The organism is Micromonospora sp. NPDC049282 (assembly GCF_043197045.1).
Lineage (GTDB): Bacteria > Actinomycetota > Actinomycetes > Mycobacteriales > Micromonosporaceae > Micromonospora.
In genome coordinates this window covers 316486-340407 of record NZ_JBICSL010000004.1, presented here as the reverse complement: position 1 = coordinate 340407, position 23922 = coordinate 316486, and the positions used below count along the sequence as shown (strand labels likewise).

The window sequence follows — 23922 nt, the reverse complement described above, 5'->3', positions numbered from 1 at the left end:
TGCTTTCCACCCGGCCGTTCTCCCTGACCGGTGTCGGAACCGGGCCACGTTCGGGCCGAGCGGGCTCGTCGCCGCGGGTGAGGGCGTTCGCCTCTGGGCAAAACCGGCCGCGCCATGTCGCAGGCCGTGACTAGGCTTTCGCCGGACGTCGTCCGACCGCACGTACCCCCCGCGCGCCCAGCGTGCGCGCGGCGCCGCCACCCCTCGGACCGGACCGGAACCAGGAGACTGTCTGTGACCCAGCAATCCGTCGCGACATCGAACAAACTCGACGCCGCGGTGCTCAAGGTGGCCGGCGTCGTCGTGCTCGGTGCGATCATGTCGATCCTCGACGTGACCGTCGTCAGCGTGGCCATCCCGACGTTCCAGAGCGAGTTCGACGCGTCGTACGCGCGGGTCGCCTGGACCATGACCGGCTACACCCTCGCGCTGGCCACGGTGATCCCGCTCAGCGGCTGGGCCGCGGACCGGTTCGGCACGAAACGCCTCTACATGGTGGCGCTGGCGCTGTTCACCATCGGCTCCGGCCTGTGCGCCACGGCCGACTCCATCGGCGAGCTGATCGCCTGGCGGGTGGTCCAGGGGCTCGGCGGCGGCATGCTCATGCCGCTCGGCATGACCATCATGACCCGGGCCGCCGGCCCGCACCGGATCGGCCGGCTGATGGCCGTGCTCGGCATCCCGATGCTGCTCGGCCCGATCGGCGGCCCGATCCTCGGCGGCTGGCTGATCGACACCGCGAGCTGGCACTGGATCTTCCTGATCAACCTGCCGATCGGCGTGGTCGCGCTGATCTACGCCCAACTGGCGCTGCCGAAGGACGCTCCCGAGCCGTCCGAGTCGTTCGACTTCCTCGGCATGCTGATGCTCTCGCCGGGCCTGGCGCTGTTCCTCTACGGCGTCTCCTCGCTGCCGGAGGCCGGCACGGTCACCGACACCGAGGTCTGGCTGCCGATGGCGGCCGGCGCGGCGCTCGTGGTGGCGTTCGTCCGCTACTCGTTCCGGCCCCGGCACCCGCTGCTCGACCTGCGGCTGTTCCGCAACCGCAACCTCACCCTCGCCTCGCTGACCCTGTTCGTCTTCATCATCGCGTTCATGGGCGCGGGCCTGCTGTTCCCGAGCTACTTCCTGCAGATCCGGGGCGAGACGACGCTGACCGCGGGCCTGCTGATGGCGCCGCAGGGCATCGGCGCGATGCTCACCATGCCGATCGCCGGCATGCTGGCCGACCGGGTGCCGGTCGGCCGCACGGTGCCGTTCGCGCTGGTGCTCATCGCGGCCGGGTTCTTCACCTTCACCCAGCTCGGCACCGACACGTCCTACCTGCTGCTCTGCGGCTCGCTGTTCGTGATGGGCCTCGGCATGGGCGGCACCATGATGCCGATCATGACCTCGGCGCTGAAGACGTTGCAGGCCGCGGAGGTGGCCCGGGGCTCGACGCTGGTCAACATCCTCCAGCAGATCGGCGGGTCGGTCGGCGCGGCGGTGATGTCGGTGATCCTCACCAGCGAGCTGAACGGCTCGCGGCCGATCCCCGGCGTGACCGACCCGGGCAGCGGCGCCCCGGTCACCGAGGCCCAGCTCGCCATCGCCGTGCAGCAGCAGCCCGAGCTGGCCCAGCAGTTCCCGGTGCCACCGTCGCTGATCGAGCGCGGGCTCGACTTCGCGGCCAGCTCCTTCGCCACCACGTTCTGGGTGGCGTTCGGCCTGGTGCTGCTCACCTTCATCCCGGCCGCCTTCCTGCCCCGCCGGCGCGAGCCGTCGCACCTGCTCGACGGCGGGCCGGGGGAGGAGCAGCGGCCGATGCCGGTGCCGATCCACTGATCCCCGCCCGTGGCCGTGGGGCCGACCGCCGCCGGCGGTCGGCCCCACGGCGTGTCGGCCGCCGCCGCGGCGTCACCGACCGGCCGGGCCGAGCGGAAGCCGGGGTGCCGTGGCGTATCGCCACCGACGGACCGGGCAGCGCCTAGGCTCGACGGATGAGCGGCGAGAGGTGGGCAGGGTGAGCGCGGGCGGCGAGGACCGCTCGGCGCGGCGGCGCAAGCGCCTGCTGCTGGCGGGGCTGCTGGCCGTGGTCGCGCTGATCCTGCTGCTGCTCGCGCTCACCGTCGCCAACGGCGCGGTCGCCGGTGTCGAGGTGGTGCTCGCCCTGCTGCTCCTGGTGGCCAGCTACGCGATCCAGCGGGTGGCCCGCCGGGAGACGGTCTTCCGCGACGAGGGGCGGCGGTGACCGGCGCGACGGTCCGGCCCGGCTAGGCTGACCGGCGTGGATCAGGAAGACCGGATCGCGCTGTTCCTCGACTACGAGAACCTGGCGCTGGGTGTAAGGGACCATCACGGTGGTCGGCCGTTCGACTTCCGTCCGATCGCCGACGCCCTCGCCGAACGCGGCCGGGTGGTGGCGCGCCGGGCGTACGCGGACTGGTCGTACTTCGACGAGGACCGGCGGATGCTCACCCGCTCGCACGTGGAACTCATCGAGATCCCGCAGCGGATGGGCTTCTCCCGTAAGAACGCGGCCGACATCAAGATGGCCGTCGACGCGGTCGAGCTGGCGTTCGAGCGGGGCTACATCTCGACGTTCGTGATCTGCACCGGCGACAGCGACTTCACCCCGCTCGTGCACAAGCTGCGCGAGCTCAACAAGCGGGTGATCGGTGTCGGGGTGGAGAAGTCCACCTCGGCGCTGCTGCCGCCGGCCTGCGACGAGTTCCTCTACTACGACCGCCTCGAAGGGGTGGACGTGCCGCCGCCCGCGGCCCGCCGGACGCGACCGGCCCGTACGACCGGGCCGTCGCCGGTGGAGCCCGCGCCCGAGCCGGCGGTGGAGACCACCCCGACCGAGGAGGAGGCGGCGCGGGACGTCGACACCCTCGCCGTCCTGCTCGTGCAGACCGTGGCCGGCATGCAGGGCAGTTCCAGCGGTGAGGTGACCGCGTCCGGCCTGAAGCGCGCCCTGCTCCGTAAGGACCCGACGTTCAGCGAGTCCGACTACGGCTTCCGTACCTTCGGTGAGCTGCTGCGACACCTGGCCGCGTCCAACGTGGTGGAGCTGGCCGCGGGCCCGGCGAAGGGCGACCCGGAGGTGTCGCTGCCCGAGCGGGGTGACCGGGAGGTGGCGTTCGCGCTGCTCCGTTCCGTCGTGGTGGACCTCGCCGGTGAGGGCGGCGCGGTGGCGCTGTCCGGCCTGAAGGACCAGCTCCGGCGCGCCCGGCCGGATTTCAGCGAGAAGAAGCTGGGCTACCGCAGCTTCCTGCAGTTCTGCAAGGCCGCCGCCACGGACGGAGCGGTGGAGTTGCGCTGGAGCCCCGACGACGGGGACTACCTGCTCAGCCCGCAGCCTTCCTGACGGCCCGGCGTCGTCGGGCGGTGTGGGCGGGCGCGACCCGACTCAGGACCCCGCTCGGCCGGACTGCCCGGCCGAACCGGGTCCGCCGGTCGGGCTCGGGTCGGCCGGAGCGCTCGGCACGCCGGTCGGGCTGGGTACGACGGTCGGTCCGGGAGCGGCCGGTGTGGGCGGAACCTGGCTCGGGACCGGGTCGGTCGGGGTGGCCGGTGGCGGTTTCGGGGCCGGCGACCGGTCCCGGAGGGCCGTCGGGCCCGGGGCGGCGGCCGGCGGACCGTTCCGGCCCGTCTCGGCGGCCGGCGAGGGCCGGGTGGGTGGACGATCCGGCCGGGGCAGGGTGCCGGGATCGTCGGACGCCCGGGGGCCGACCGGGACCGGGGCGGGCGTCGCCGCGGGCGTGACCGGGCCCGTGCCGACCCGGCTGTCGCCGGCGGGCGCGGGCGCGGCGGAACGGGCCGCCGGCTGGTGCGACCCGGCGGTGGCCGGCCAGGCGCCGGCGGAGGTCACCCCGAGCAGCACGGCCGCCATCGCGACACCGGCCGCCACCAGTCGTCCCGGCGGCACCCGGTCCGGCGGGGCGTCGCCCGGGCCGAGCGGGCGGGGTGGTCGTGGCCGGGCGGCCCGGTGGGCGGCGCGCAGCGCCTCCACGTCCTCGGCGACCGCGCTCCGTGCGCCGGTCGCGTCGGCGTGGGCGAGCGTCAGGTAGAAGCGGCCGTTGACCGCGCCGGGCGCCGGCATCCGCAGCCCGTACGGCGGTGCGCCGTCGGTGCGGTGCAGCAGTGTCACCGGCCGGTCCGGGTGGTGCCCGGGACGGAGCAGATCACGCAGGGCCCAGTCGTGGCGGCCGTCCCGGCCGGCGAAGGACACCCTGCGGTCGGTCACCACGGCGGCGCCGGTGTCGACCACGCGCAGCCCGGCCGGCAGCGGGCCGTCGCCCGGGTCGAGGCATCCGACCAGCGTCCGGCCGGGCGCGGGCAGCCCGGCCAGGTGCCGGGCGGTGGCCTCCACCAGCTCGACGACGGGCAGGATCCGGTAGACGACCTCGCCGTCGTCGAGCGGCACCGGTAGCGGCGTGCCGGGCAGCGGGCAGCCGTGGAACCCGTCCGCCTCGATCCGCAACCGGTCGAGGTGGTCCGCGCGGCGGCGCCAGTCGCGCGCCGCCGCCTCGTACGCCCGACGTCGGATTTCGTTCTCGCGCCGCGCCCAGGCCAGCCGTCGCGCCGGATGGGACCCGACCGGGCCGGGTCGTCTCGCCGTCACACCCGGTACAACGCCGGCCACCGGACGCGGACACGTGAGCGTGGCTATCATCCGCTTTGGTGGTGTTATGCCCACGCCTAGACTCGGGCCATGCCGCGGATCGTCCAGCTGCTGGCCTCGCCGGCGCACCGCTACGTCGGCCGCCCGGCGGACGGCCCCGCCCCGGCGCCGGCCGGCGAGCTGGTCGAGCAGGTGCGTCTCCGGGCCGGCCTCGGCGTCGTCGGCGACCGCTACTTCGCCCGGCCGGCGCACCGCACGGCGAGCGTCACGCTGATCGCGCAGGAGTCGCTGCCGGCCGGCGTCGACCTCACCCAGCTTCGCCGCAACGTGCTGACCAGCGGCATCGCGGTCGACGAGCTGGTCGGCCGGGTGCTCACCCTCGACTCCGGCGACGGTCCGGTCCGCCTGCGGGTGCACCGGGCCGCGCCGCCCTGCGCCTGGCTGGACGTGGTGGTCGCGCCCGGCGCCTGGAAGGCGATGCGCCGCCGGGCCGGCGTACGCTGCGAGCCGCTCAGCGACGGCGTCCTGCGGGTCGGTCCGGTCACGGTCGCCGTCGGCGACTGATCCCTCCGGGAACTTTTCCCGCCCGCCGGCCGACCATCCCCGGGGTCACCGATCGCCGGATCGGCGGCGAGGTGACGGAGAGGACGCCAGGGATGAACCGAGCGACGCCCGCACCCGTACCGTCCGGCGTGAACGTGTCGGACCGGCGGGCGGGCCGCGGATGACCCCGGACGCCGACGAGCAGGTGACCCGGTGGGCGCACGAGGCCGGCCGGGGCGACCAGCTTGCCGCCGCCGCGTTCGTCCGGGCGCTCCAGGGGCCGGTGTGGCGGTTCCTCGCCCACCTGGCCGGGCCCGCCGAGGCCGACGACCTCGCCCAGGAGACGTTCCTGCGGGCGCTGCGCAGCCTGCCCGGATTCGCCGGCCGGTCCTCGGCCCGCACCTGGATCTTCACCATCGCCCGCCGGGTGGCGGTGGACCACGTCCGGGCCGCGACCGTCCGTCCCCGGGTGGCCGCGCTGCCGGACTGGCAGACCGCCGCCGAGGCGGCCGGGGCGGTCACCGCGGCCGGCGACGACGGCGTCGCCCTGCGCGGGCTCATCGCCGGGCTCGCCCCGGAGCGGCGCGAGGCGCTCGTCGCCACCCAGGTGCTCGGCCTCTCCTACGCCGAGGCCGCCGAGGTGTGCGGCTGCCCGGTCGGCACCATCCGGTCGCGGGTCGCCCGCGCCCGTGAGGACCTGGTCGCGGCCTGGGCCGGCGACACCCGGGACCGCCGGGCCCGCTGAACCGCCCCGCTGACGGCCTGCCGGCCGGGCGGCGGTGTCAGGGGCGTCGGCCACCCGCCCGCGATGCCCGCGCGACGGCGCGCGGTCCGCCGGCGGGACGGCCACGATCGGGCGGGGGTACGGGCGTCAGGCGGCGCGACGGTCACGCGCCTGTGCGGTGTGCGGACCGGGCGGCACCAGCCGCAGCGGCGCCGGCGGGGCCGGCTCCTCGACGCCCAGCGTCCAGCGCGAGCCGGACGACCGGCGCTGGCCGGGCGGCGTGTCGCCGGGACGCCAGCCGGGCCGGGACAGCAGCAGCATCACCGCCCAGCCGACCAGCAGGAAACCGTGGCTGACCAGCCGGGTCATCGCCACCTGCCCGGTGATCAGATCGTTCACCGACAGCAGCACCAGCGTGGCGACGAACGCGCTGAGCATCGGCAGCAACCCGGACGGGGTGGATCGGCGCAGCGCGACGTAGAGGAAACCGGCGCCGACCGCGACGTTCCACGCGGCCGACTCGTGCCACAGGTGCTGGCCGGAGATGTGCGCGTGGACGACCACCGCCTCCCGGCCGATCTGCGCCAGGCCGAGCACCAGCTGCACCGCGCCGAGCAGGCCGAGTGCCCCGCGCAGCCCCCACACCACCCGCTGCCGCCGGCTCGGCCGGGGCGGCGGCGCGGCGGCCAGCACGGACGCCACCAGATCGGGCACCTGCGGGGCGAGCTGCGTACGGGCCCGCCGGGTGACCGCCGCGGCCGAGTCGAACCAGCCCCGGCACCCGGCGCAGCCGCTCAGGTGCGCCTCGGCCGCCTCGTTCTCCGCCCGGGACGCCTCACCGTCCAGCTGGGCCGACAGGATCTCCCGCCACTGCTCACACGCCATGTAGGGATAGTCGTCCGGGTGCCCCGCCTGGTTCCCGGCGGGATGCCGATCACGCCGACCGGCCGGTGACTACCGCCGGTGGGCGCGGGTAAGCGGGCCGGACCGCCGCGCCGGGGAGGGGAGCCAGGTGACACGCGGGTTCGTGAACTGGTCCGGCAGCCTCTCCTTCACCCCGGCGGAATGGGCCGAACCCGCCGACGAGGACCGGGCTGGGTTTCGGCAGCCTGAGCACCCAGCTCACCGGCGTGGACGAGGCGCGCCGCCTGGTCCGCCGGGCCGCCGCGGCCCGCTGAGCGCGGTTAGCATGAGCCGTGCCCGAGCAGCCGACCATCGCCGACACCACGCTCGCCCGCATCAACGAGGGCGTGCAGTTGCACCACCAGCAGGGTGAGCGTGACACCGCGCGCGACCTGTTCGCGCGGGTCTGGGACGAGATCGGCGGTGAGCGGGGCGACCCGCTGCACGTGTGCGTCCTCGCGCACGCGATGGCCGACGTGCAGGACGACACCCGCGAGGAACTGCTCTGGGACGAGCGTGCGCTGGCGGCGGCCGGCCGGCTCACCGACGCCCGGGTCGCCGAGTCGGGGGTGCCGCTGTCGGTGGCCGCTCTCTATCCGTCGCTGCACCTCAACCTGGCGGAGTGCCACCGCAAGCTCGGCGACCTCGACCGGGCCCGCGAGCACCTGCGGCACGCGGAGGCGGGGATCGGCGCGCTCGGCGACGACGGCTACGGGAAGCTGATCCGGGGTGGCCTGGACCGGCTGCGGCAGCAGGTGGCCTCCGGCTAGGGCGACGACGCCCGGCGGGAGCGGTCGAGCCACGCGAGGAAGCGATCCCACAGGGCGGCCGGCTCCGGCACGTCGTGCGGGTTCAGCGCGTAGAGGTCGCCGACCGCGTCGTGCAGCGCCCCGGCCAGGTAGACGGCCAGCCCGACCAGGTCGCCGTCGTACTCCCGCAGCAGCGCGGTCCGCGCCGCCGGGCACGGCCACGGCTGCCCGTCCAGGTGGCAGAGCCAGATCGGGCGTACGGGACGATGCTGGTTGCCGCTCATCGCAGTCTCAGCGCCACCGCGCGGGCCTCCTCGTCGCTCAGCGGCAGGAACCACAGGAAGCGGCGGACGATCGCCACCGGGTCCGGGCCGCCGGGCCGGCCGCGCAGGTCACGGATCGCCTGGCGGGTGATCCGGGCGAACTCGGGGAGCAGCGTCGCCCGCCGGGCCGCGTCCGTCGGCGTGGACCTCAGCGTCGGGCAGGGCCAGTCCTGCCCGCACCGCTCGCACACCCAGGCCGGACCGTGGGCGCGATGGGTGGTCGGCGCGTCGGGACGCGACCGGGCCGCGCTCGGACTTTCCTTGGACACGTCGCCCTCCGTCGTTCGGGGAAGCCTCATCGGTGACACTCTGCTGTGGAGGCACTACGCTCGGAAGGGACTTCGATTGTCCGGCGGACGCCGGGAGGACGGTCCGTTCCGGGTGGAGCCGTGGATAGCCGATCTCTGGTTTGGGGCGCACTGAATGGCTGAGGTGCCGGGGCCCGTCGCGGGCTTCATCGTTGGCGAGATCCGCCGTGCCCGGGGCGCGGCGGGCATGACGCAGGAGGCGTTCGGCAAGCACGCCGGCTTCAGCGCGTCGCACGTCAGCGCCGTGGAGAGCGGGACCCGCGCGCTCACGGTCGACTTCATCCGGGGCGCGGATCGGGCGGTGCGCAACGGCGGGCTCTTCGAACGAATGGCGGCGGAACTGGGCACACCTTCGTGGTTCCGGCCGTGGCTCGACGCCGAGCGCGGAGCGACCCAACTGCGCTACTTCGAGCCCAACCTGATCCCAGGGTTGTTCCAGACAGAGGCGTACGCCCGAGCCGTGCTGCGGCTCGACCCCCGGCTCGCCGACAGCGAGGTGGAACGGCGGGTCGCCGCACGGATCGAACGACAGGAAATCCTCGCCCGGGAAACGCCGCCGAGCGTCGTGGTGGTCACCGACGAGAGCGCGATCCGGCGTGTGGGGGCAGGCGGGGAGAAAATGGCGGGTGAGCAGTTGCTGCATCTCATAGGCTGTGCGGAGCGACCCCACATCAGCGTCCATGTCGTTCCTGCCGACGTCGGTCTTCACGCCGGGCTTTCCGGCCCGCTGTCCCTGGCGCACATGCCCGATGGCAGCTGGCTGGGCCACCTGGAGAGCCAGCTCGGTGGAGATGTCGTCAACCGGCCGGCCGATCTCGATACGCTGTTCGAGCGGTGGGAGAGCGTGCGTACCGAGGCATTGCCGCGCCGGCAGTCCCTGGAGTTGATCAAAGAAGTGGCGGACCAATGGACCTGACTCGCGCGAGGTGGCGGAAGTCCACCCGGAGCGGCACCAGCGGCGGCAACTGCGTCGAGGTGGCCGACGGCATTCCCGGCGTCGTGGGCGTACGCGACTCCAAGGACCCCGCCGGCCCGGCGCTCACTTTCAGCCCGGCGTCGTGGTGTGCCTTTCTCACCCGGCTCACCGAACGGCCGTGACCGGCGATCCTCCGCGCGACACGGAAACCGAACGATGAGTTCGGCGCGGGGCGTCGGTCTACCTTCCGAATGAGGAAACCAACTCAACGGGAGTACGGAATGGGCGTCATCCAGATCGAGCTGTTCACCACCCTGGACTTCGTGGCGCAGTCGCCCGGCAGCCCGGACGAGGACCCGGTCGGCTTCCCGTTCGGCGGCTGGCAGGCGCCCCTGCTGGACGAGGTCTCCGGGGCGCAGGTCATGAAGGCGTACGAGGGCACCGACGCGCTCCTGCTCGGCCGGCGGACGTACGACATCTTCGCCGCCTACTGGCCGCACCAGGAGGGCGGCGAGGACAACGAGATCGCCACGCTCTTCAACCGCATCCCGAAGTACGTGGCCTCCCGTGGCCGGCCCGACCTGTCGTGGAAGGGATCCACGAAGCTCGGCCCGGACCTGGCGACGGCGGTGCGCGAGGTGCGGGACCGGCACGAGAACGTGAAGGTCGTCGGCAGTTTGAACCTGGTGCAGACGCTGCTGCGGGAGAAGCTCTTCGACCGGATCGACCTGTGGGTGCACCCGATCGTGCTCGGGGTGGGGAAGAAGGTGTTCGACGGCGGCGCGGTGCCCACCAACGTCACGCTCCTCGAACCACCGGTGGCCAACCCGAAGGGCACCGTCTACCTGCGCTACGGGCTCGCCGACGGCACGCCCGCGACCGGGGACATGAGCACGCCCGACCGTGGCGTCTGAGGCGGGTCAGCCCTCGGTCAGCCGGCTCTTCTGCACCTTGCCCATGGCGTTGCGGGGCAGCGCGTCGACAAGCCGCACCTGCCGCGGCCGCTTGTGCACGGACAGTTGCCGGGCCACGAAGTCGATCAGCTCGGCCTCGCCCAGCCCGTCGCCGACCACGTACGCGATGATCTGCTGGCCCAGGTCGGGGTGGGGGGTGCCGACGACGGCCGCCTCCCGCACGCCCGGGTGGGTCAGCAGCGCGTCCTCCACCTCGCCGGCGCCGATCCGGTAGCCGCCGCTCTTGATCAGGTCGGTGGCGGCCCGGCCGACGATCCGGTGCCAGCCGTCCGGTCCGACGGTGGCCACGTCGCCGGTGCGGAACCAGTCGTCCGCCGTGCGGGTGGCCGCGTCGGCGTCCGGCCGGTTGAGGTAGCCGTCGAAGAGGGTGTCGCCGCGCACCTGCAGCTCACCCATGGCCGCGCCGTCGGCGGGCAGCGGGGCGCCAGCCTCGTCGACCACCCGGGTGCGCACGCCGGGCAGCGGCACGCCGACCGTGCCGGGCCGTCGCGGTCCGTCGGCCCGGGCGCTCACCGTGATCAGGGTTTCGGTCATCCCGTACCGCTCGACCGGCCGGTGGCCGGTCATCTCGGCGAGCGCGGCGAACACCGGTTCGGGCAGCGCGGCGCTGCCCGACACCAGCAGCCGGGCGCCGCGCAGCTCCCGCGCCGCCGCCGGTTCCGCCGCGATCCGCGACCAGATCGTGGGTACGCCGAAGTAGAGCGTGCCGCCGGCCGCCGCGTACCGGTCGGGGCGGGGCCGCCCGACGTGGCGCAGCCGGCTGCCGAGGCGCAGCGGGCCGAGCACGCCGAGGACGAGCCCGTGCACGTGGAACAGCGGCAGCCCGTGCGCCAGCAGGTCGTCCGGGGTCCAGGCCCAGGCGTCGGCGAGCCCGTCCAGGCAGGCGGCGATCGCGCGGCGGGACAGCACCGCGCCCTTCGGCGCGCCGGTGGTGCCGCTGGTGTAGAGGATCAGGGCGGGGTTCGCCGCGTCCGGCTCGGGGTGGCGGGTGTCCGCGCGCCGGGCCGGGTCGACCGGCATGACCGGCGGCGCCACGGCGCCGTCGACGGGTGGCGTGCCGGGCGGCGCCAGCAGCACCTCGGCCCCGGAGTCGCGCAGGATGTGGTCGCGTTCCACCGGTCCGGCGTCCGGCGGCACCGGCACCACCGCCGCACCGGCCAGCAGCCCGCCGACCACACCGACCACGGTCTCCAGGCTCGCCGTCGCGGACACCGCCACCCGGCGGGCTCCGCGCAGGTCGTCGGCGACCGCGGTCGCCGCCCGGCGCAGCTCCACCCAGGACAGCGACCGGTCGTCGACGCGGATCGCGTCCGGACGCTCGTCGGTGGACTCGGCGAGCCAGGTCAGCAGCGGCACGGCTTCCCTCCTCGGGTCGGGCCGGCGCCGACCTCGGACGTCCCGACCGTATCGGCACGGCGAGCGGGCGGCCACCCCTACGGCGGGTCCGGCCCCTACCGCCCGGTGTCGCCCTCCCGCCGGCAGGCCCGGCCCGGCCTCGGCGAACAGTTCGCGTTAGGGGGTGCCTAAGGGTTCTTCGGAATTGTGACCCCGATTACGTTCGAATGGCACAGGAGATCGCCACCGGCCACCGGTGCAGGGCCATTCCTTCCGCCTCGGCGGAATGCGGAGGCGATCCGCTCGACAAATGCGTTCGGCAATTGCGCGCGCATGGCGAGGCTGAACGACGAGCGACGGAGGTCGTGTCATGACAGCTTCTATCAATCCCGCTCCGGCCGTCCGGGCGGTGGGCTCCTTCGTCAACGGCGACGACCGGACCGCCTGGCCGGTGACGGCCCAGGTGGGCGCCGACGCCGCGGGCGTCGTCGAGGCGGTGCTCGAGGGCGGGCCGGCGATGCTGCCGGCCGAGCTGCGCAACCAGCGGGTGTCCCTGGTGGAGTCCAAGATCAAGGTTCGGTACTACGGGGGCTACGAACACTTCGAGCGGGATCCCGCGGTCGCCCTCGACGGCGTGCCCGCGGTGTTCCGCTGGACCGGCCGTACCCGGATCGCGGAGTGAGTGAGAGGCGGTAACGGGATGGACGTCGGGGAACTGCGCGACGATGCGCACCTGGCGGTGACCGACGTGGCCACCGTGACCGCGTTCTACGCCGAGGTCTTCGAGGCCGTGCCGGTGCAGCGGGAGTGTCTGCTGGACGGGCGGGTCGTGCACGCCGAGCTGGTGGTCGGCGGCCACCGGTTGACGGTGAGCGAGTGGTCCGACCGCCCGGCGGACCCGGGCGGGGACGTCCCGCTGTCGCTCACGCCGTCCGACCCGCACCTGCTCGTGCAGCGTGCGCTGGCCGCCGGCGCGACGCTGGAGGCGACGAACGGCGGCCGACCGGTGGGCGTGGTGCTGCGGGACCCGGCCGGCCTGCGCTGGGCGGTGCCCGGGGCGACCACGACCTAGTCCGCCGTCATCGACGAACGCCCCGCCGCCGGTGACGGCGGCGGGGCCGTCACGGCCGGTGCGGTGACGCAACCGGCGGGAGGAACAAGAACACATGTCGGGACCGTTGCGCGGGATGCTCATCGCCGACTTCTCCCGGATCCTCGCCGGGCCCTACGCGACCATGCTCCTGGCCGATCTCGGCGCGGACGTGGTCAAGGTGGAGGCGCCGGGCGGCGACGACACCCGCGACTGGCGGCCACCGGCGCGCGACGGCGTCTCCACGTACTATCTCGCGGTCAACCGCAACAAGTGGTCCCTGGTCCTCGACCTCGCCGACGCCGACGACCTGGTGCTGGCCCACCGGCTGGCGGACCGGGCCGACGTGCTGATCCAGAACTTCCGCCCCGGCGCGCTGCGCCGCTTCGCGCTCGACCACGACACGCTCACCGCCCGCAACCCGGCCCTGGTGTACGCGTCGATCAGCGGCTTCGGCGCCGCCGCCGGCGCGGACCTGCCCGGCTACGACCTCATGGTGCAGGCCGCCGCCGGGCTGATGAGCCTCACCGGCGACGCCGACGGCCCGCCGTACAAGGCCGGTGTGGCCGTCTTCGACGTCATCGCCGGGCTGCACACCGCGATCGGGATCCTGGCCGCGCTGCACGACCGGAAGCGGACCGGCCGTGGGCAGCACGTCACCGTGGACCTGCTCTCGTCGGCCCTGTCCGGGCTGGTCAACCACGCCTCCGCGTACGTCTCCGGGGGAGTGGCGCCGCACCGGACGGGCAACGCCCACCCGAGCGTCGTGCCGTACGAGCCGCTGCCCACCGCCGACGGCGAACTGGTGGTGATCGCCGGGAACGACGCCCAGTTCCGTACCCTCTGCCGGGTCCTCGGGGCGCCGGAGCTGGCGGACGACGCCCGGTTCCGCCGCAACAGCGACCGCACCGCGCACCGCGACGCCCTGCGGCCGCTGCTGGTCGCGGCGCTGGCCCGGCGCGGCAGCGCGGAGTGGTTCCGGGAGCTGCGTGCGGCGGGCGTGCCGTGCAGCCCGATCAACTCGGTCGCCGAGGGGGTGGCGCTGGCGCAGCGGCTCGGCCTCGACCCGGTGGTGACGGTCGGCGGGGTGCCGGGCGTCCGGCATCCGATCGGCCTGTCGGCCAGCCCGCCCCGCTACGACCTGCCCCCGCCAGGGCTGGACGAGCACGGCACCGAGCTGCGCGCCTGGCTCGCGGGGGAGTGAGACGCGGGGCGGTCCATTACGCTCGGCCCATGCCCGTCGATGCCCCGCCGGCCCGGCCGCCGTTGGCGCGTACCGTGGCCGTGGCCCAACTGGCACTGGTGCTGGCGTTCCTCGCCGTCGGCGCTCTCTGGCTGGCCCGGATGGCGGCGGCCGACGTGGGCCCGGCCGAGATGCGCAGCGGCGCCTACGACCCGAAGGACCTCGTGCCGTTCGGCATGCACGGCTGGAACCCCTTCATGTGGCTCTACGGCCTCGCCGCGATGCTCTTCCTCGCCGGTCCGGCCAGCCCGCTGCTCGCCGGCTACGGCGCGCTGCTGCTGGCGCGGGACCGCCGGGCGCTGTCGGGCGCGCTGCGGGCGCTGCTGCTGGTCGGCGTGCTCGCCGGCCTCGTGGTCACCGTGCTTCGCTTCTCGCCGGCCGGCGAGGACATGCAAGCCTGGTGGTTCGACTGAGCGGCGACCCGCCCGACCCGGCCGCGTTCACCGACGCCGAGAACTGGACCGGCGGCTTCTACGAGCTGGCGATCGAGGTCGGCGACACCGACGACGAGCGACTGGACCGCGTGCTGGGCGCGCTGTGGCGGGCGGCCGGCATCCGGGGCTGCCAGCTCGACCGGGACCGGGAACCGGACGAGAGCATCGCGGTGCCGCCCGCCCGGTCGTCGGTGGTCGGGTCGGACCATCTGTACGGCCGGGTCGACCTGCCCGGCGGCGCCCGGATCGTCTGCGGCGTCTACGTCACCCGCGAGGATCGGGGCTCCGACTGGGTCGACTTCTACCTGCCGACGGGTGCGCTGGCCCGGGTCGACGCGCGGTTGGGCGGCTTCCCGTTCTTCGACGACGGCGGGCCGCGGTCGCTGGACCGGCGCCGACCGATCGACGACTGGCTGGCCCGGGTCGGCGCCGAGATGTACGACGACGTCGGCTTCCGGCTCAGGCTGATCGGCTACGAGGTCTTCGGCGACCCTGATGTCGAGGAGCCGTTCGACCGTGCGGACCCCCCAGCGCGCTTCGGCTACCTGTTCCCCGAGTCCACGGGCGTGCGCTACGTTCCCGCAACGCGATGACGCGACTTTGCCCGGGCGCAGGGGCGGAATCGAGAGCGGACCGCGGGTAGCCTCCCCGGCATGATCGAGAGCGCGAAGGTCGCCGTCGTGGGTGTCGGGAACAACACCTCGGCGCTGGTGCAGGGCATCGACCTCCACCGGCGGACAGGGAGCCTGCCCGGTGTCCGGCATCCCGAGGTCGCCGGGCTTGGCGTGGGCGCGGTCGAGGTCGTCGCGGCGTTCGCGACCTCGCCGGTGCGCGTGGGCAGGGACCTGCACGAGGCGATCTTCCTGCCACCCAACAACTTCCCCCGCCTGGCCGCGGACCTGGCACCCTCAGGTGTGCTCGTCCAGCGTGGCCTGGTCGACTCGGCGGAGGTCCGACGGGTGGCCGACGCGCTGACGGGCGCCGAGGTTCTGCTCTACTCCGCGCCGAGCGGTCGGCCGGCCACCGCTCGCGCGTACGCCGAGGCGGCGCTCCTGGCCGGGGTGGGCTTCGTCAACACCACCTCGGACCCGATCGCCCGGGATCCGGCACTGCTCGAGCGGTTCACCGAGGCCGGTCTGCCCCTGATCGGGGACGACCTGGCCAGCCAGTTCGGCACGTCCGTCGTCCACCAGGCGCTGCTGCGCCTGCTGGAGGAGCGCGGCCTCACCCTGACCAGTTCCTACCAGGTCAACCTCGGCGGCACCGAGGACTTCCGCAACCTGGTGGAGCAGCCGAACACGAAGCACCGGTCCAAGCTGAACGCGCTGGGTTCCGACAAGGTGCACCTGGCACCGCTGGGTTATCTGCCGCACCTGGGGTCGCGGAAGGTCGCGCACGTCAACATCGAGGCACAGGGCTGGAGCGGCACAGCGGTCAGCCTGGACCTGCGGTTGACGGTGCACGACCCGAGCGGCGCGGCCGGGGTGAACATCGACCTCGTCCGGATGGCCGCGGCGGCCCTGCGTGCGGGTCGCGGTGGGCACCTCCCCGAGGCGGCGTCCCTGCTGAAGTCGCCTCCGGGCACGGCGGTTTGAGCGTGCCTTCGCCCGCCTTGAGGTAAGCCTCGGTCAGAGCGTCTCGACGAGCCGGAACCGCTCCAGCACGGCCGGCGTGTCGTCGTTCACCGTGAACGTCGGATCGCCGAGCCAGTCGCGGTAGTCCGCGCCGTGCCAGTAGTTCTCGTGGCCGGCGCGCCAGTCGGCGACCGATTCGTAGCCCTCGCCCTCGTCGCGGGCGTGGTCGAGGTCCACGTCGCCGATCCGGGCGACGCGGACCTCGACCAGCTCGATCACGGCCACCGGCCGGCCGGCGGAGTCGATCACCGCGAAGCGGGTCCCGACCTCCGGCAGCGGCTCGCCGTCGATCTCGTAGTCCTGGAGCAGCCCGGTGGTGCTGGTCTTCGTCCCGTCGAGCACGGCGGCGACCAGTTTGTCGCGCAGCGGCCCCGGGAAGGCGAACTCGAAGGTCGGCAGCTCTGCGGCGGTCATGGCCGGCAGCGTAGCGGCGGCGCCGGCCGCCGGCGACGGAATTGCCGGCGGGAGCTGCCGGCCGAGCCAGTCGAGCAGGACCGCGTCGTACCGCGGGCTCACGCCGGCCAGGTCCTCGCGCTCGTCGAGCGTGGGCGCGTGGTCGCAGCCGGCCAGCCGGGCCACGGTCAGCTCGGCGTCGCGGGCCGCCCGCCGCCACACCGCCAAGCTCTCCTCGATCGGGGTCCACCCGTCGGTCTCGCCGTAGCAGAGCAGCACCGGGCCGGTCAGCCGGGCGAACACCGGCGCCGGGTCGAAGTCCATGTCCGCCCAGGTGCCGGGCGCCGCCGGCAGCTCCTCGGGCAGGAACGCCAGCGGGAACCACGGTCGCTGTCTCGCCGCGTCCAGCTCCGCCTGCGCCACCGGGCGGGGCACGTCACCGCGCAGGAAGCCCTCGGCGACCTCGCGCAGCCGGGCCAGCTCGGCCACGTCGGCCGGGCCGTGACCGTGCCGGCGCAACTGCTCGGCGGTGGCGTAGCGCATCTGCGCGGCCGGGCTGACGCCGCTGCACCCGACCAGGATCAGGAAGTCGACCCGGTGCCGGGCGGCGGTGACCGCGGCCGCCCACGCGCCCTGGCTGAACCCCCACAGCCCGACCGGCGCCGTGCCGACGTGCCGGCGCAGCTCGGTCACCGCGTCGGCCGCGTCCCGTGCCTGGTCGGCCAGCGGCACGTCGTGGCCGTCGAGGCGGGGGCGGCGGTCGTAGCGCAGCACCGCGACGCCGGCCGGGGGCAGCAGCCGGGCCAGGTGGGCGTAGAGGAAGTAGGACCGCTGGTCGGCGTGCGAGCCGTGCAGCGCCACCAGACCACCCCGGACCGGTCCGGTCGGCAGGTCGAGCGTGGCCGGCAGGTCCAGCGTTCCGACGGTCGCCTCCATGCCGGGCAGTCAACCACGCCCGCGCCGGTCCCGGCCGTCCCGTGCCGTCGGGCGCCTGCGTACGCTGGCCCGGAACGCCGCCTCGACCGTGGAGAGCACCATGACCGGCCCCGCCACCCGTACCGCCCGGCCCGCCGACGTGCCCGCCCTGGTCGACCTGATCGAGTCGGCCTACCGGGGGGAGCGCGCCCGGACGGGTTGGACCCACGAGGCGGACCTGCTCGACGGGCAGCGCACCGACCCGGAGATGGTGGCCGCGGCGGTGACCGGCCCGGGCGGCGTGGTGCTGGTCGCGGAGCGCGACGGCGCGCCGGTCGCCTGCTGCCAGCTGGAGCGCCGCGACGACCACGCCTACTTCGGCATGTTCGCGGTCGACCCGCGGCACCAGGGCGGCGGGCTGGGCCGGGAACTGCTGGCCGAGGCCGAGCGGTACGCCCGGGAGAGCTGGCACGCCGGCGAGATGCGGATGACCGTGATCGTCCAGCGCGAGGACCTGATCGCCTGGTACGAGCGGCGCGGCTACGTCCGCACCGGCGAGCGGAGCCCGTTCCCCTACGGCGACGAGCGCTTCGGCCTGCCGCGCCGCCCCGACCTGGCGTTCGAGACGCTGCGCAAGAAGCTCGGCTGACCTCGGGGCCGGCTCACGCCGGCCGGTCGACCCGGGCGACCAGCTTCTTCGGGGCGAGCACGCAGTAGCTCTCGGTCAGCAGCTCGGCGACCTCGGCCCAGTACGTCGTGTCGTCGAGCGCCATGCCGACCACGTCGGCGCCCCAGTCCGGTTTGAAGAACGGCGGGCCGGCGGCGACCAGCCCGGCGATCTCGTCGCCGGGGGAGCGGAACGTCAGCACACAGATCGGCTCGTCGGTCCCCGCGGCGCGCGCGTACGCCGCCTGGTGGTCGGGGTCGACGGTGCACACGTGGGCGAACGTGCGCCTGCGGATCCGCCAGCGGGTGCCCACCCAGGCCGGCTCCTCGTAGGTTTCGGGCAGGCCGAGGCAGACCGGCCGCAGGCGGTCGAGGTAGGCGGGTGGGACGTCTCCGGGCCCGGTCATGCGCGCAGGTTAACGGCCCCCACCGACACCCCGGACTCCCCGGCGCGGCGGCCTTGCCGCGACCAGCGCGGACGCCGATTGTCGTACCCGGGGAGTAGGACAGCGATGAGTTTCGGCGCGGCGCACGGTCGGACCTGGTGAACGGTCGAACGGAGGACGAGACGTGACTTCAACACGAGTACTTGTCGGCACGCGCAAGGGCGCGTTCATCCTGACGTCGGACGGCCGGCGCGCCGACTGGACGGTCGACGGGCCGCACTTCGGTGGCTGGGAGGTCTATCACCTCACCGGCTCCCCGGTGGAGCCGGACCGGCTCTACGCGTCCCAGTCCGGTGGTTGGTTCGGGCAGCTCATCCAGCGCTCGGACGACGGCGGCCGGAACTGGACGACGGTGGGCAACGACTTCGCCTACACCGGTGAGGTCGGGGAGCACCTCTGGTACGACGGCACCCCCCGGCCGTGGGAGTTCAAGCGGATCTGGCACCTGGAGCCGTCCCGGCACGACCCGGACACGGTCTACGCGGGCGGGGAGGACGCCGCCCTCTACCTCTCCACCGACGGCGGCCAGAAGTGGTCCGAGCTGACCGCGTTGCGCCAGCACCCGACCGGCCCGAGCTGGCAGCCGGGCGCCGGCGGGATGTGCCTGCACACGATCATCCTGGACCCGGCGGACCGCGACCGGATCTACGTGGCGATCTCGGCGGCGGGCGCGTTCCGCAGCGACGACGGCGGCGCGAGCTGGCTGCCGATCAACAAGGGGCTGCGCTCGGGGGAGATCCCCGACGAGGATTCGGAGGTCGGGCACTGCGTGCACCGCCTGGCCCAGCACCCGTCCCGGCCGGACACGCTGTTCATGCAGAAGCACTGGGACGTGATGCGCACCGACGACGCCGGCGCGAACTGGCGGGAGGTCAGCGGCAACCTCCCGACCGACTTCGGCTTCCCGATCGCGGTGCACGCGCACGAGCCGGAGACGATCTACGTGGTGCCGATCACCAGCGACTCGCTGCACTACCCGCCGGAGGGCAAGCTGCGCGTCTACCGCAGCCGCACCGGCGGCGAGCAGTGGGAGCCGCTGACCAACGGCCTGCCGCAGTCGCACTGCTACGTCAACGTGCTGCGCGACGCGATGGCGGTCGACACGCACGAGGAGTGCGGGATCTACTTCGGCACCACCGGCGGTCAGGTCTACCACTCGGCGGACGGCGGCGACAGCTGGGCGCCGATCGTGCGCGACCTGCCCCCGGTGCTCTCCGTCGAGGTCCAGGTGCTGCCGTGATCCGGGTCGTGCTGCCGGCCCACCTGAAGAACCTGGCGCACGTCACCGGCGAGGTCCGCGTCGAGGTCGCCGGGCCGCCCACCCAGCGTGAGGTGCTCGACGCGCTGGAGACCGCGTACCCGATGCTGCTGGGCACGATCCGCGACCGGCACAGCGGCGAGCGCCGCGCGTTCGTCCGCTTCTACGCCTGCGAGCTGGACCTGTCGAACGAGTCGCCGGACTCGCCGCTGCCCGAGGAGGTGGTCGCCGGCAAGGAGCCGTTCATCGTGATCGGCGCGATGGCCGGCGGTTGAGCGGCGGGTCGGGGGAACCGCGCCCGGGGCGGCCACGTCTGACGGTCCATGACTGGTGGCAGAACCCGGACCGTCGGATGGGCGATGGTCGCCGCGTTGACCCTGGCCGGCTGCACCGCGCACGCACCCGCCCCGCCGCCGCCCCGGGACCGGGGCGTGCCGGCCGGCGGGCTGCGGCTGGTCGCCTTCGATTCCTGCGACGAGGCGCTGCGGCAGCTCAAGACGGCCGCGAAGGCGGCGGTGGGCCCGTGGGGCCTCGGCGGCGACGTCGTGGTGTTCGACGGCGCCGAGCGGACCGACGGGTCGGTCGCCGCGAAGGACGCCGCCGGCGCGCCCGCGGCCGGCTTCTCCGGCACCACCGTGCACGAGGCCGGAGTGGACGAACCGGACCTGGTGAAGACCGACGGCCGGCGGATCGTCACGGTCTCCCGGGGTGTGCTGTCCGTGGTGGATCCGGCGAGCCGCCGGCTGACCGGCCGGCTGGCGCTCGACCCGCCGGCCGAGCAGCGGTACGCCGGCGGCGAGGCCAACCTGTTGCTGCACGGCGACCGGGCGCTGGTGCTGCTCCCGGCCCGGTGGGTCGGCGGGCCGGCAGCGGCGAAGAGGCGGCCCGCTCCGGGCGCCCCGCAGGCCCGGCTGGTCCTGGTCGACCTGGCCGGTGCGCCGACGATCGTCGGCGACTACCGGATCGACGGCCGCCTCGTCGACGCCCGGCAGGTCGGCGCGACCACCCGGGTGGTGATCCGTTCCACGCCCCGGCTGGCCTTCCCGCAACCGGCGAAGGGCACGGACGCGCAGCGGACCGCCGCCAACCGCGTCGTCATCGACAAGGCCACGCTCGACGACTGGCTGCCCCGCTACCAGGTCCGCGAGGGTGGCCGCACCGCCACCGGGCGGGTCGGTTGCGACCGGCTCAGCCGGCCGGCCGGGTTCTCCGGCGCGTCGATGGTCACCGTGCTCAGCTTCGACCTCGGCGCGTCCGCCCTCGGCGCGGGTGACCCGGTCACCGTGGCGGCCGACGGGGACACCGTCTACAGCAGCGGCCCGCGGCTCTACCTGACCAACGACCAGCGCTGGCGGATGCCGGTCCGGCGCGGCGCGTCGCCGGGACAGCCGGACGGCGCGACCGAGATCTACCAGTTCGACCTCGCGGCGGGCACCCCGCGCTACGTCGCCGCCGGCTCCGTGCCGGGCCGACTGATCAATCAGTACGCGCTGTCGGAGTGGAACGGTCACCTGCGGGTCGCCACCACCACGGGCGATTCGTGGGGCGGCCCCGGCCGCGACTCCGTGTCCGGCATCCACGTGCTGCGGACCGACGGCGCGACCCTCACCCAGGTCGGCCAGGTCACCGGTCTGGGCAGGGGCGAGCAGATCTACGCCGTGCGGTTCCTCGGCCCCACCGGGTACGTGGTGACGTTCCGGCAGACCGATCCGCTGTACGCGGTGGACCTGCGTGATCCGGCCGCGCCCCGGGTGACCGGCGAGTTGAAGATCAACGGCTACTCGTCGTACCTGCATCCCGCCGGGGACGGCCGGCTGCTCGGGGTCGGGCAGGAGGCGACCGACCGGGGCCGCGTCCAGGGTGTCCAGGTGTCGTTGTTCGACGTCGCCGACCCGGCCCGACCGGCCCGGATCGCGCAGCACCACGTCGCGCGGGGCTGGTCCGACGCCGAGTCCGACCCGCACGCGTTCCTCTGGTGGGCGCCGGAGCGGCTGGTGGTGCTCCCGGTGATGCGGCCGGGTGTGGTCACCGACCGGGCCGGCGGCGGGGTCGGGCGGGGCACGCCGAGCACCGGCGTGCTGGCGCTACGCGTCGGTGCGGACGGGTTCACCGTGGCCGGCACGGTCGAGCACCCGCCGTCCCTGGTCAAGGGGATGGAGTGGACGCCGATCCGGCGTTCGCTGATGGTCGACGGCGTGCTCTGGACGGTCTCCGACGCCGGCCTGAAGGCGACCGGCCTGGCCGGCCTGACGACCCTGGCCTGGGTGCCGACGACCTGACCCGGCCGGCCGGGTCGCCAGCTCGGCGATGTGGTGGCATCCCTGCGGGGCCGAACCAGCCACTTCGCCGAGCTGGCGTGGATCATGCCGGCCTCTGGCGTCGGTGGTGCCGCCACCTCGCCGAGAGGGGGTCGAGGCCGCCGGCCTCGTTGTCCGGCACCACGGCGTCCACGCCGAGCGAGTGCCGCCCGACCACGGCCACCCGGCCGCCGCCGCGCTGGAACCCGGCCAGCTCGTCGCGGGCCTGCGCCTCGACGGCCGGGTCGTCGTAGCCGGAGCCGGCGATCAGGATGATGCCGACCCGCTGGGCGATCAGGTGCCGCAACTGGCGCAGCTCGTTCTCCGGGTCGCGGCCGGAGTGGGCGATCTGGACGAGCAGGCCCTGCTCGGCGGCGACCTCGATGACGCCGCTGGCGATCTCGGAGAAGTAGGGGTCGTCGATCTGGTGCACAACCAGCCCGACCGTGGAGGTGGCGCCGCCGGCCAGCGTACGGGCGTACGGGTTGGCGACGTATCCCAGCTCCCGGGAGACCTCCCGGACGTGCCGGGCCAACTGCTCGCTGACGCCGTCGCGGCCGGCCAGCGCGCGGGAGGCGGTGGCGAGGGAGACGCCGGCTCGTTCGACAACGTCGAACGAGCCCGGAACTTCACCGTGACCGGCACGCCGGCCTGACGGACGCCCCGGGTGAGGGCGGTGGCCGTTCGGCCACCGCCCTCACCGCCGTCGGCGGCGCGACCAGCCGCCCACCCGGATGTGGGTCGGGTGCGATCAGCTGATCGAGCAGGGGGCGCCGTTCAGGCTGAACGACGCCGGCTTGCCGGTGTTGCCGGTGTGGTTGGCCTGGAAGCCGATGTCGACCGAGCCGTTCGGGGCGATGGCGCCGTTGTAGGAGACGTTGCGCGCGGTAACCGCCCCGCTCGTCGGTGCGTACGTGGCGTTCCAGCCGCCGGTGATCGTCTGGCCGCCCGGCAGCGTGAACGCCAGGGCCCAGCCGTTGACGGCCGAGCCGCCGGTGTTGGTGATCGTGACGGCGGTGGTGAGACCGGTGCTCCAGGCGTTGACCGTGTAGGTGACCCGGCACCCACCGGCCGGCGGCGGGCTCGTCGGCGGCGGGGTGGTCGGCGGGGGAGTGGTCGGCGGCGGGGTGGTCGGCGGCGTGCTGGTGGGCGGGGTGCCGTCGCTGATGCTGCCGGGCACCGATCGCAGCGCGTTGTACCAGGCGGCGGCCATCTTGTTGTAGCCGCCGGCGTTGGGATGCACCCCGTCGGCCAGGTCGCCGAGGGTGAGCGCCGCGTACATGTCCACCAGGTGCACCCGCCGCCCGGCGTCGGCCCGGCTCTTCACGATGCCGGGGATCGCCGCGTTGTACCCGCGGACCTGACTGTCCGCGCCGGACTTGGGGACGATCGTGGCGACGAAGACCTCGGTGGTGGGCGACGTCGTGGTGATGCGGTCGACCAGGGTGGCCAGCCGGGACGGGGCGCCGCTGGTGTCGCCGTACATGTCGTTGGTGCCGATGTGCAGCAGCACGGTGCGGGGGTTCGTGGCCCGCAGCCAGTTGACCACGTTGGCGTCGACCTGGGCGATGGTCCACCCGGAGTGTCCCTCGTGGTCGTGGTCGCCGAGGCTGCTCGGGCCGTTGAACTGCGAGCCGACGAAGTCGATCCGGTAGTTGTCCGCCGCCAGCCTCCGCCACAGATCGATCCGGTAGCCGCCGGGGACGTTGAACCCGTCGGTGATGGAGTCGCCGAGCGGCATCACCCGTACGCCGCCGTTGGACTCGGCGCTCGCCGGGCCGGTGGCCATGGTCGCCGCGGCGACCAGGACCGCCACGGCGGCAGCCGCCGCGCTCAACAGTCGAAATCTTCGGATCATCGGGTCCTCCGGGTGGTGGTCGGTGGGTGGCGGTCACCGCGGCGGCAACGGCGCGGGCCGGCCGGCGGCGAAGCGGTGCGGGAAGTGACGACGCGCGATGCGGCACGCTCGGCCGGCGACCCGGACGGCCTGTGCTGCTGCGGCTCGGGCCCCGATGGAGCCCGGCTCCCGGCGGGGCACCTGCCCTCCGCTCCGCCGACCCCACGCTACTGCGCGTTCGAAAACGTTGTCAATAAATGATCTTCGATGAGTTGCGCCAAGGCGGGACCCGGCGGTTGACGCGCGTCGCCGGGCGCTGCGTGGTACG

28 protein-coding genes and 1 pseudogene are annotated in these 23922 nt (G+C 74.2%); 19 read left to right on the top strand and 10 right to left on the bottom strand.

Features of this window, described 5'->3' with window-relative positions; all coding sequences use genetic code 11:
- Positions 1-234 precede the first annotated feature (234 nt).
- The 3 genes from ACGFI2_RS10840 (at position 235) to ACGFI2_RS10830 (ending at position 3349) form a co-directional block, all read left to right on the top strand.
- A complete protein-coding gene (locus ACGFI2_RS10840; RefSeq protein ID WP_393514037.1) occupies positions 235-1824 on the top strand; it encodes a DHA2 family efflux MFS transporter permease subunit in 1590 nt (529 codons plus the stop codon).
- A gap of 178 nt (positions 1825-2002) precedes the next feature.
- Positions 2003-2230, top strand: coding sequence for a hypothetical protein (locus tag ACGFI2_RS10835; RefSeq protein WP_393514034.1), 228 nt, complete (start codon positions 2003-2005; stop codon positions 2228-2230).
- 36 nt (positions 2231-2266) lie between these two features.
- Complete coding sequence (locus tag ACGFI2_RS10830; RefSeq protein ID WP_393514031.1) at positions 2267-3349, top strand: NYN domain-containing protein; 1083 nt, start codon at positions 2267-2269, stop codon at positions 3347-3349.
- A 42-nt stretch (positions 3350-3391) separates the two neighbouring features.
- Here the strand turns inward: ACGFI2_RS10830 and ACGFI2_RS10825 are convergent, their stop codons facing one another.
- Positions 3392-4606: a hypothetical protein gene (locus ACGFI2_RS10825; RefSeq protein ID WP_393514028.1), complete on the bottom strand. Its 1215-nt coding sequence runs from the start codon at positions 4604-4606 to the stop codon at positions 3392-3394.
- A 90-nt stretch (positions 4607-4696) separates the two neighbouring features.
- Here ACGFI2_RS10825 and ACGFI2_RS10820 point away from each other — a divergent pair, with 90 nt between their 5' ends.
- The gene (locus ACGFI2_RS10820; protein ID WP_393514025.1) at positions 4697-5170 is read left to right on the top strand and encodes an MOSC domain-containing protein; all 474 of its coding nucleotides are present in this window, start codon (positions 4697-4699) and stop codon (positions 5168-5170) included.
- 160 nt (positions 5171-5330) lie between these two features.
- Positions 5331-5894, top strand: a complete 564-nt coding sequence (locus tag ACGFI2_RS10815; protein ID WP_393514022.1) for a sigma-70 family RNA polymerase sigma factor — start codon at positions 5331-5333, stop codon at positions 5892-5894.
- A 126-nt stretch (positions 5895-6020) separates the two neighbouring features.
- Here the strand turns inward: ACGFI2_RS10815 and ACGFI2_RS10810 are convergent, their stop codons facing one another.
- Positions 6021-6758 carry a zf-HC2 domain-containing protein gene (locus ACGFI2_RS10810; RefSeq protein WP_393514019.1) on the bottom strand — a complete coding sequence of 246 codons (738 nt, stop codon included), beginning with the start codon at positions 6756-6758 and terminating at the stop codon, positions 6021-6023.
- 311 nt (positions 6759-7069) lie between these two features.
- Between ACGFI2_RS10810 and ACGFI2_RS10805 the strand changes: the two genes are divergently transcribed.
- Positions 7070-7546: a hypothetical protein gene (locus ACGFI2_RS10805; protein WP_393514016.1), complete on the top strand. Its 477-nt coding sequence runs from the start codon at positions 7070-7072 to the stop codon at positions 7544-7546.
- On the opposite strand, the gene ACGFI2_RS10800 is transcribed toward ACGFI2_RS10805, so the two are convergent.
- Both ACGFI2_RS10800 and ACGFI2_RS10795 read right to left on the bottom strand, forming a co-directional pair.
- A complete protein-coding gene (locus tag ACGFI2_RS10800) occupies positions 7543-7809 on the bottom strand; it encodes a hypothetical protein (RefSeq protein ID WP_393514013.1) in 267 nt (88 codons plus the stop codon). The genes ACGFI2_RS10805 and ACGFI2_RS10800 overlap by 4 nt on opposite strands.
- Positions 7806-8117 carry a hypothetical protein gene (locus ACGFI2_RS10795; RefSeq protein ID WP_393514010.1) on the bottom strand — a complete coding sequence of 104 codons (312 nt, stop codon included), beginning with the start codon at positions 8115-8117 and terminating at the stop codon, positions 7806-7808. Before ACGFI2_RS10795 ends, ACGFI2_RS10800 begins: the two co-directional genes overlap by 4 nt.
- Positions 8118-8271: 154 nt before the next feature.
- Here ACGFI2_RS10795 and ACGFI2_RS10790 point away from each other — a divergent pair, with 154 nt between their 5' ends.
- The 3 genes from ACGFI2_RS10790 (at position 8272) to ACGFI2_RS10780 (ending at position 9986) form a co-directional block, all read left to right on the top strand.
- Positions 8272-9072, top strand: a complete 801-nt coding sequence (locus tag ACGFI2_RS10790) for a helix-turn-helix domain-containing protein (RefSeq protein ID WP_393514007.1) — start codon at positions 8272-8274, stop codon at positions 9070-9072.
- Complete coding sequence (locus ACGFI2_RS10785) at positions 9063-9254, top strand: DUF397 domain-containing protein (RefSeq protein WP_393514004.1); 192 nt, start codon at positions 9063-9065, stop codon at positions 9252-9254. The genes ACGFI2_RS10790 and ACGFI2_RS10785 overlap by 10 nt, the downstream gene beginning before the upstream one ends.
- Positions 9255-9353: 99 nt before the next feature.
- Positions 9354-9986 carry a dihydrofolate reductase family protein gene (locus ACGFI2_RS10780; RefSeq protein ID WP_393514001.1) on the top strand — a complete coding sequence of 211 codons (633 nt, stop codon included), beginning with the start codon at positions 9354-9356 and terminating at the stop codon, positions 9984-9986.
- Between the two features lie 6 nt (positions 9987-9992).
- Here ACGFI2_RS10780 and ACGFI2_RS10775 read toward each other — a convergent pair whose 3' ends face one another.
- Positions 9993-11402, bottom strand: a complete 1410-nt coding sequence (locus ACGFI2_RS10775) for an acyl-CoA synthetase (protein ID WP_393513998.1) — start codon at positions 11400-11402, stop codon at positions 9993-9995.
- 349 nt (positions 11403-11751) lie between these two features.
- Here ACGFI2_RS10775 and ACGFI2_RS10770 point away from each other — a divergent pair, with 349 nt between their 5' ends.
- The 6 genes from ACGFI2_RS10770 (at position 11752) to ACGFI2_RS10745 (ending at position 15743) form a co-directional block, all read left to right on the top strand.
- Entirely contained in the window at positions 11752-12063 is a 312-nt protein-coding gene (locus ACGFI2_RS10770) for a DUF5988 family protein (RefSeq protein ID WP_393513995.1), read from the top strand.
- An 18-nt stretch (positions 12064-12081) separates the two neighbouring features.
- On the top strand, positions 12082-12453 hold the full coding sequence (locus ACGFI2_RS10765) for a VOC family protein (RefSeq protein WP_393513992.1): 372 nt from the start codon (positions 12082-12084) through the stop codon (positions 12451-12453).
- A gap of 94 nt (positions 12454-12547) precedes the next feature.
- On the top strand, positions 12548-13675 hold the full coding sequence (locus tag ACGFI2_RS10760) for a CaiB/BaiF CoA transferase family protein (protein ID WP_393513989.1): 1128 nt from the start codon (positions 12548-12550) through the stop codon (positions 13673-13675).
- A gap of 29 nt (positions 13676-13704) precedes the next feature.
- On the top strand, positions 13705-14127 hold the full coding sequence (locus ACGFI2_RS10755; RefSeq protein WP_393513986.1) for a hypothetical protein: 423 nt from the start codon (positions 13705-13707) through the stop codon (positions 14125-14127).
- Positions 14115-14741, top strand: coding sequence for a hypothetical protein (locus ACGFI2_RS10750; RefSeq protein WP_393513984.1), 627 nt, complete (start codon positions 14115-14117; stop codon positions 14739-14741). The genes ACGFI2_RS10755 and ACGFI2_RS10750 overlap by 13 nt, the downstream gene beginning before the upstream one ends.
- Before the next feature lie 60 nt (positions 14742-14801).
- Positions 14802-15743: an inositol-3-phosphate synthase gene (locus ACGFI2_RS10745; RefSeq protein ID WP_393513981.1), complete on the top strand. Its 942-nt coding sequence runs from the start codon at positions 14802-14804 to the stop codon at positions 15741-15743.
- 33 nt (positions 15744-15776) lie between these two features.
- On the opposite strand, the gene ACGFI2_RS10740 is transcribed toward ACGFI2_RS10745, so the two are convergent.
- Positions 15777-16196, bottom strand: a complete 420-nt coding sequence (locus ACGFI2_RS10740) for an ASCH domain-containing protein (protein ID WP_393514151.1) — start codon at positions 16194-16196, stop codon at positions 15777-15779.
- 913 nt (positions 16197-17109) lie between these two features.
- Here ACGFI2_RS10740 and ACGFI2_RS10735 point away from each other — a divergent pair.
- Positions 17110-17739, top strand: a complete 630-nt coding sequence (locus ACGFI2_RS10735; protein WP_393513979.1) for a GNAT family N-acetyltransferase — start codon at positions 17110-17112, stop codon at positions 17737-17739.
- A 13-nt stretch (positions 17740-17752) separates the two neighbouring features.
- Here the strand turns inward: ACGFI2_RS10735 and ACGFI2_RS10730 are convergent, their stop codons facing one another.
- Complete coding sequence (locus ACGFI2_RS10730; protein ID WP_393513976.1) at positions 17753-18163, bottom strand: MmcQ/YjbR family DNA-binding protein; 411 nt, start codon at positions 18161-18163, stop codon at positions 17753-17755.
- Positions 18164-18326: 163 nt separating this feature from the next.
- Between ACGFI2_RS10730 and ACGFI2_RS10725 the strand changes: the two genes are divergently transcribed.
- From ACGFI2_RS10725 to ACGFI2_RS10715, 3 genes are all read left to right on the top strand, one after another.
- Positions 18327-19442, top strand: coding sequence for a WD40/YVTN/BNR-like repeat-containing protein (locus ACGFI2_RS10725; RefSeq protein WP_393513973.1), 1116 nt, complete (start codon positions 18327-18329; stop codon positions 19440-19442).
- Positions 19439-19735, top strand: a complete 297-nt coding sequence (locus ACGFI2_RS10720; RefSeq protein ID WP_393513970.1) for a MoaD/ThiS family protein — start codon at positions 19439-19441, stop codon at positions 19733-19735. Before ACGFI2_RS10725 ends, ACGFI2_RS10720 begins: the two co-directional genes overlap by 4 nt.
- Before the next feature lie 84 nt (positions 19736-19819).
- Positions 19820-21739, top strand: a complete 1920-nt coding sequence (locus tag ACGFI2_RS10715) for a beta-propeller domain-containing protein (RefSeq protein WP_393513967.1) — start codon at positions 19820-19822, stop codon at positions 21737-21739.
- 82 nt (positions 21740-21821) lie between these two features.
- On the opposite strand, the gene ACGFI2_RS10710 is transcribed toward ACGFI2_RS10715, so the two are convergent.
- The 3 genes and pseudogenes from ACGFI2_RS10710 to ACGFI2_RS10700 form a co-directional block, all read right to left on the bottom strand.
- A complete protein-coding gene (locus tag ACGFI2_RS10710; protein ID WP_393514148.1) occupies positions 21822-22259 on the bottom strand; it encodes a hypothetical protein in 438 nt (145 codons plus the stop codon).
- Positions 22254-22358 (bottom strand): annotated as a pseudogene (locus tag ACGFI2_RS10705) (LacI family DNA-binding transcriptional regulator); the annotation flags it as partial. The gene ACGFI2_RS10710 and the pseudogene ACGFI2_RS10705, both read right to left, overlap by 6 nt.
- A 150-nt stretch (positions 22359-22508) precedes the next feature.
- Positions 22509-23615 (bottom strand): cellulose binding domain-containing protein, encoded by a 1107-nt coding sequence (locus ACGFI2_RS10700; RefSeq protein ID WP_393513964.1) that lies wholly within the window; start codon positions 23613-23615, stop codon positions 22509-22511.
- Positions 23616-23922: the final 307 nt, after the last annotated feature.